Annotated in this window: 6 protein-coding genes; 3 read left to right on the plus strand and 3 right to left on the minus strand. The window is 31.7% G+C overall.

From position 1 onward, the window contains the following. Nucleotides 1–10 precede the first annotated feature (10 nt). On the minus strand, nucleotides 11–529 hold the full coding sequence (locus KSU54_RS14885; protein ID WP_003537905.1) for a hypothetical protein: 519 nt from the start codon (nucleotides 527–529) through the stop codon (nucleotides 11–13). A gap of 437 nt (nucleotides 530–966) precedes the next feature. Here KSU54_RS14885 and glmS point away from each other — a divergent pair, with 437 nt between their 5' ends. Further along, nucleotides 967–2,784, plus strand: coding sequence for a glutamine--fructose-6-phosphate transaminase (isomerizing) (gene glmS, locus KSU54_RS14890; RefSeq protein WP_003537902.1), 1,818 nt, complete (start codon nucleotides 967–969; stop codon nucleotides 2,782–2,784). A 104-nt stretch (nucleotides 2,785–2,888) separates the two neighbouring features. After that, nucleotides 2,889–3,224 (plus strand): hypothetical protein, encoded by a 336-nt coding sequence (locus KSU54_RS14895; protein WP_008792989.1) that lies wholly within the window; start codon nucleotides 2,889–2,891, stop codon nucleotides 3,222–3,224. A gap of 29 nt (nucleotides 3,225–3,253) precedes the next feature. Here KSU54_RS14895 and mgtE read toward each other — a convergent pair whose 3' ends face one another. Together mgtE and KSU54_RS14905 are read right to left on the minus strand one after the other, a co-directional pair. Beyond that, nucleotides 3,254–4,594, minus strand: coding sequence for a magnesium transporter (gene mgtE, locus KSU54_RS14900; RefSeq protein WP_009009358.1), 1,341 nt, complete (start codon nucleotides 4,592–4,594; stop codon nucleotides 3,254–3,256). A 98-nt stretch (nucleotides 4,595–4,692) separates the two neighbouring features. Then, nucleotides 4,693–5,610 (minus strand): nucleotidyltransferase family protein, encoded by a 918-nt coding sequence (locus KSU54_RS14905; protein WP_003537899.1) that lies wholly within the window; start codon nucleotides 5,608–5,610, stop codon nucleotides 4,693–4,695. A 147-nt stretch (nucleotides 5,611–5,757) separates the two neighbouring features. On the opposite strand from KSU54_RS14905, the gene KSU54_RS14910 reads away from it, so the two are divergent. Then, entirely contained in the window at nucleotides 5,758–7,083 is a 1,326-nt protein-coding gene (locus KSU54_RS14910; RefSeq protein ID WP_117792528.1) for an O-antigen ligase family protein, read from the plus strand. Nucleotides 7,084–7,239 lie beyond the last annotated feature (156 nt).

The following is a 7,239-nucleotide window of genomic DNA, read 5'->3' on the forward strand; positions in this document are numbered from 1 at the left end:
TAGGCTATTTTTATTTTAACAAATGCTCTTTTACATACTTTATAATATCATCATGACTGCTCAAAACATCACAAAATGTCTTTCTTAAATCAAGCCGCTGCATATCAACGCAACGTATCTCACTCAACTGTAAACGACTTTTAGTCTTTACGCCCGACATCATCACTTCAATATCCATTTCAAATTCTGGATTAGCACTTGTTCCTTTTATAGAAGTACATGGAATAATCAGCATTTTATAGCCAAGATCCTTTAAAATATAACACCAGTGCCCATCCATTAATTCTTTAGGGAAACCACGTCCGATATTGAAATATGCTAATTGATGAACTTGTGGTCGATTAGAAAGATGATAATATGTACTGTCAATATCACGTCCATTTTCTTTAACTAGATGACAATAAAAATATTCTAGTTGATTTGTCAAATGTTTCAATGAACAGCTGTATTTTTCAACGTCATAAATACCTGTTTCTTCTAAATTCTCTAATGATTTACTTATTTCAATTAAATTTTCATGTACACTCATAATTTATCCCTCCTATTATCATTTACTCCTAAACTTGGAAAATCACTTTTATTTTTTACAATTTTTTTTAATTTATTCATAAAATAATTAAAAATTATCAGGAAATGAGTCAATGTAAATAATAAAACTAATTATTTATGCTTTATTTCTTTGCATCTATTATCAAATACTTCATATTATAATATGGGTTGCTTTTTTAATTTTATTTGTATATAATAGCAACTGTTATTAAGGAGACAGAAATACAAAATAGCGCCAGGACTAAGTAATTAGTTGACGAGGGCTAGACTTATCGAAATATTCGGCGGATGGTCTAGAGGTATGATACTACCTAAACAATGAACAAAAATAATGAGTAATCATTAAACAAATTCATTCGGTATCCTCCATTGATAACATAATAACAATTGAATAATCAAAACTATGGAGGAATTTTTATGTGTGGAATTACTGCGTTTTCCGGTAAAGAAGAAGCTTTACCATTCTTACTTCAAGGACTTTCTAAATTAGAGTATCGTGGCTATGATTCAGCTGGTGTAACCCTTGTAGATAAAGATAAACTTTTCACGATTAAAACGAAAGGAAGATTGCAAAATCTCATAGATCGACTAGATCAAGATACTCCAATTGGCTGTGTCGGAATTGGTCACACTCGCTGGGCAACTCATGGAGTCCCATCTAACCTTAATTCTCATCCCCATACCAATAATAAAAACACTATTTCACTAGTGCATAATGGAATCATTGAAAATTATCGAGAATTAAAGGAACAACTAGTAGCTAAGGGGTATAAATTCCATAGCGAAACAGATAGTGAAGTTGTCGTCCATCTACTAGATTCTTACTATGATGGTGATATGCTGAAAGCATTAAAAAAGGTCATTACTCACATTGATGGAAGTTACGCTTTATGCATTGTTTCTACTTTAGAGCCGGATGTAGTTTATGTAACTAAAAAAGACAGTCCATTAGTATTAGGGACAAGTGACTGTGCAAGTTTTGGGGCAAGTGATATTCCTGCTTTATTAGACTACACCAAAGATGTCTATTTTATTGATGATTTTGAAATTGCTAAATTATGTAAAAATAAAATAACTTTCTATGACGCTGAAGGCAACGAAATTCAAAAAGAAATTACACATATCCCTTATGATAATGAAGCAGCTCAAAAAGGCGGTTACGATACTTTCATGTTAAAAGAAATTCACGAACAGCCATATGCTATTAGTGAAACTTTAAGAGGCCGAGTTGAAGGTAATGATCGAATTATTTTGCCTGAACTAGAAATATTGAAAGAACGTTTTACAACTTTTAATAAAGTATATTTTGTCGCTTGCGGAACTGCATATCATGCTTGCCTTTCAGGAGCCAATATTATGGAACGCTTAACTGGTATTCCTACTTTTACCCAAGCCGCTTCAGAATTTAGATATGGTGACCCTATCATTGATGAAAAAACTCTGTGTATTTTTGTCTCACAATCGGGTGAAACTGCAGATACCATGGCTGCTTTACGTTTAGCAAAAAATAAAGGTTGTACTACGATTGCCGTAGCTAATGTTCTTGGTTCAACTATCTCGCGTGAAGCTGAAGCAACAATTTATACTTGTGCAGGACCAGAAATTGCTGTAGCAAGTACTAAAGCCTATACTACGCAAGTTATTGTCTTATTATTATTAGCAATGTATGTTGCACAGACCCTAGGAAAAGAAAATGATATCTATAAAGACATTATTAACGGAATTGCTAAATTGCCTAAACAAATCGAAAATATTTTAAAAGATGAACCACTATTTGAAAAATATGCGAACTATTTAAAAAATCAAAAAGATGCCTACTATATTGGGCGAAGTTTAGATTATGCTTCCGTCCTAGAGGGTGCTTTAAAACTAAAAGAAGTATCATATATCCATGCTGATGCTTATATTGCTGGTGAATTAAAGCATGGTCCAATTGCTTTGATTGAAGAAGGCAGTGTAGTAATTGCAGTTGCTACACAACCACATATAGCTTCAAAAACAATTAGCAATATTCAAGAAACAATTGCTCGAGGAGCAAAAGTCATTTTATTTACATTAACCGGTGAAGAGGTTGGAAATGTTGATGAAACTTATTACATGCCCGATGTAAATCCAATTTTACAAGCAGTATTAGTTGCAATCCCACTGCAGTTAATCAGTTATTATGCCGCTAAACTTAAAGGTTGCGATGTTGATAAACCTCGTAATTTAGCTAAATCAGTAACAGTTGAATAAATATATAAGAGCGTTGTTATCACGCTCTTTTTGTTTTCCAAGACATAAGCCACTAACAATCTATTCCCCTTGCATATCTTATAGTATGGAAGGAGATGAAACCCATGAATTCATGTAATCGAGATTTTTGTATCGATGACTGCTGCATGGACAATTGCTGTATTGAAGGTTGTTGCGTTGATGAACGTTGTGCCTTAGCGGCTGTTTTACAATCAGTTGCAATGCAAGAAGGTGCCTTAGCTGCAATTTTATGTGCTGAAAGTGAAAAAATTAAAAAAGCAGTATGTTTAGCTAAATGTATCGATGAATTAATTGCAATCAATGAATCAGCAGCACAGACAATTGGTACTGTAAAGGAACTAGAAAACGCATTAAAAGAAAAAGCCTGTTGTGCTATTGAAGCATTACAAGACCTACGCAATAATGATTCTTGTAAATAAAAACTAGTCTCTGGAATCTTCCAGAGACTTTATAAATTTAATAAATTAGTAGCAATCGTAAAATAGATCAACAATGACAAAGCATCAACGATCGTAGTGATAAACGGGCTAGCCATCACAGCGGGATCAAAGCCTAATTTATCAGCTAAAATTGGTAAAGTGCAGCCAACGATTTTAGCAATGATTACAGTAACTATCAAAGTTAGACAAACTACAGCAGCTATCATGATTGAAACATGATCAATAATCATCATTTTAATAAAATTACATGCTGCTAAAGTAACCCCAACTAAAATTGCAACTCTAAATTCTTTAAAAACAATTTTGACGATATCACTATGTTTGATTTCATCTAGTGACAAAGCCCGAATAATTGAGACAGAAGCTTGCGAACCTGAATTACCACCAGTATCCATTAACATTGGAATAAAAGCCGTTAAAATCACAGAGCCCGCTAAAGCATGCTCAAATCCTTGAATGATTTTTCCAGTAATAGAAGCTGAAATCATTAATAACAAAAGCCACGGTATTCTTTTTTTAAATGTTTCAAACGGGCCATTTTTAATATAAGGCTTGTCTGACGGTACCATTGCGGCCATTTTTTCGATATCTTCAGTTGTTTCTTCCTGCATGATATCAACAATATCATCAACTGTAATGATTCCAACTAAACGATTTTCATTATCAACCACAGGCATTGAAGTTAAGTCATATTTTTGAAAATCATGTGCTACATCCTCTTGATCCTCCATCGTATGAACTGTAATAAGATTATCGTTCATAATCTCCTCAATCAAAGCACTTTGTGATGATAAAACTAACTTTCTCAAAGTAACAATTCCCAAAAGATGACGAAAATTATCGATTACATAACAAGTATTGATTGTTTCTTTATCTACTCCAATACGTCTAATTCGTGCAATCGCTTCCTTAACTGTCATATCTGCACGTAAATCAACAAAATCGATATTCATATTACTACCTGCAGAATCTTCAGGATAGCGTAATAAATGATTTATATCACGACGAGTCTCAGGATTGGAAGCAGCAATAATTCGCTTCACAACATTAGCGGGTAACTCTTCAAGAAGTTCCATTACGTCATCTGAATAAAGATCATTAATAATATTCTCTAACTCTTTATTGGTTAACGAATCTATTAACGCATGTTCTCTGTCGCTTGACATATATGCAAAAATATCTGCAGCATCATCTTTTGGCAATAATCTAAATATACGTATCATATTTTCATCAGAAAAACCTTCGAGCATTTCGGCAACATCCACATCGTTCATTTCTTTTAAGATTTCTTTAATTTCCTTATATTTCCTTATTTCTAATAATTTTTCAATTAATTTAATTTGTTCCATTCGACTTTCCCCGTTTTTCATATCATTATTAATTATACCAAAGAGTATATGCTGATGAAAGACAAAAGGAAGATACCCACATCTTCCTTCGGTTTCTATTAAAATAATTTTTGTGGATAAACACCGACAGCTGTTAATTTTTGAATACTTTCAATAACTGTTTGTTTATCTTCTTTATATGTAACTCCAAACCAATTATCTAACGATTTTAACACAGTCACTTCAACCTGATTTTCTTTTAATAGTGAACCTATAATAGTTGGTAATAGATACTCATCTTTAAAATTATCATTCTCTAATTGAGATAAAAACAATTTGAACTTAGAATCTAAAATATCAAATATTTCTGGTTGTAGAGCCCACATATTCATTGATACCGGTACCTCGAGATCAAGTTCAATAATTTGATTTTCTTTTTTAACAAATGCACAATTATCACCTTTTTCAATATTATGTGTCTCAACAATATCACAAAGATGATTGTTTTGATCAACCGTGCACACCCCACGTGTTACACCACCATTATCACTCAAAGTATTTTTAAGTACAAAACTAACCATCGCAATCTGTTGTTTAGCCGTATTATCATGATTTTCATTTAAGTATTTATAAGCTTCTTCGTATGCCTGTTTACCATAATAGTCATCAGCATTAATAACTAAAAATGGTTCATTAATTACATCCTTGCAACATAAAATTGCCTGCCCTGTTCCCCATGGTTTTGTTCTTTGTTTAAATGTTTCTTGGTATTCGTCAGGAATATTATCTAGTTCTTGAAAAACATATTCAACATCAATAATTTGTTTGATTCGTGATCCAATCACAGCATCAAATTCTGCTTCTAAATCCTTACGAATAACGAAAACTACTTTATTAAAACCTGCCTTTTTAGCATCATAAATGGAATAATCCATGATTATTTCACCATTTGGTCCTACTGGTGCCAATTGTTTAATGCCACCTCCAAAACGACTACCAATTCCGGCCGCCATAATAACCAATGTAATATTCTTCATAAAGTCCCTCATTTCTAAATATTCTTCATTAATTATACACTATCTTTAACTATTTTAATAGTTATTGTAATAAGCAAATCGCAGCAAACAAATTAAAGTAGTATTAATATCAATATTTTGTTAGAATGAATATCATGGAGGGGGATTATGCAGACTTATCTATTATCAAGAAAATATTTTAAATTAGCATTCATTATTTATGCTTTTATCAATACACTTGCCCTAGGTTACCTAGGTTTCAATCTTAATATTTTGTTATTTATCATGATTGGATGGGGAGGACTTATCATTGGATGGGACTTTTATCAAAAACAAATTAATTACCATGATATTAAATTTATTTTAATTATTACCTATGGCCTAATTTTGTTCCTTGCAACAGCGATCAATCCATATAGTAATTTAAAATCATATTTAATTGCACTTTTACAGCTAATGATCTTTTTTTTAATCTACGGGAATCAAAAAAGTTTTTCATCAAACAATATCTACGATGAATTAAAAAGTATTATTCCTCTGACCAACCTATTAACCGGTCTAGCTGGAATCTGTTCTTTAATAATGTATTTATTTAAATTCTCGAAAATTCAAAATGGATGGCCAATCGGATTAGTAGGAAATCGATTATTTGGTGTATATTTTAATTGTAATCCTGCAGCCTTTTTGAGTGCAATTACTATTTTATTAGCACTTTATGCATTAAAAAACGAATATACACATCCACGATTATATAAACTAAATATCATTGTCCAACTATTATATATTATTTTGACTCAATGCCGAGCAGCTCTAGTTATTTTGGCTGTCATTTTGACTGGTTTAATATATACTTATTTTTTTAAAGATTGTTATTATTCAAAGTTAAAGAAATATCTATTTTCTTTAGGTCTTTCTATCATTATTTTCATTACTAGTATCATCACCGCTAACGGTCTATCATATTTAAGTGGTAATCATCACGAAACAAGCAGCCGTTTTCAAATTAATAAAGTAATTGAATCAATTGAATTGTTTTTTCAAGGAGATTTTCAGCTAAGTTTAGATCAAATTAATCAGATCAGCAGTGGACGTATTGAATTATTTAATACTTCAATTGAAATTTGGCAAACCAACCCTATTTTAGGAATTGGTGCCGGTAATTTTCAAACTATTGGTAGGCACCTGACCAACAGTAATGTTGTCAAACAAATCCAGGTTGTTCATAGTCATAATGTCTTTTTGGAAACTCTTGTAACAACTGGAATCGCTGGAGCGAGTCTATTTATAATATTTTTTATTGCTTCATTTAAATCTATTCTAAAATTATTTAAAGTAAAACAGCAAAGTTCCAATTATTTAAAGATAATGATTTTTACATTAATTGTTGTTAGTGAATTTATTGGCGGAATGTTTGACTATGGCGTTTTTTATGTTTATTCTTTATCAGCAACTCTTTGTTGGTTATTTCTTGGTTATCTACATGATTATCATTAAAAAAGCTTATTCAAAATAAGGGTGAACCCTCTCTTAGAAGCTGAGTTGAATTCAATTCAGCTTTTTTGTAAAGAAAAAAGACGCCAAAGCGTCCAATTATTGGCTCTATACTAAAACTGGAGGGGAAATATATCCTGCTCCAGTTTTCTTATATTT

This window comes from Erysipelatoclostridium sp. MSK.23.31, from assembly GCF_019125875.1.
Classification (GTDB): domain Bacteria; phylum Bacillota_I; class Bacilli_A; order Erysipelotrichales; family Coprobacillaceae; genus Thomasclavelia; species Thomasclavelia ramosa.

Coding starts and splice junctions, on each gene's coding strand:
- mgtE (WP_009009358.1), bottom strand. CDS start 4,594: ATGGAACAAATTAAATTAATTGAAAAATTATTAGAAATAAGGAAATAT.
- KSU54_RS14905 (WP_003537899.1), bottom strand. CDS start 5,610: ATGAAGAATATTACATTGGTTATTATGGCGGCCGGAATTGGTAGTCGT.
- glmS (WP_003537902.1), top strand. CDS start 967: ATGTGTGGAATTACTGCGTTTTCCGGTAAAGAAGAAGCTTTACCATTC.
- KSU54_RS14910 (WP_117792528.1), top strand. CDS start 5,758: ATGCAGACTTATCTATTATCAAGAAAATATTTTAAATTAGCATTCATT.
- KSU54_RS14895 (WP_008792989.1), top strand. CDS start 2,889: ATGAATTCATGTAATCGAGATTTTTGTATCGATGACTGCTGCATGGAC.
- KSU54_RS14885 (WP_003537905.1), bottom strand. CDS start 529: ATGAGTGTACATGAAAATTTAATTGAAATAAGTAAATCATTAGAGAAT.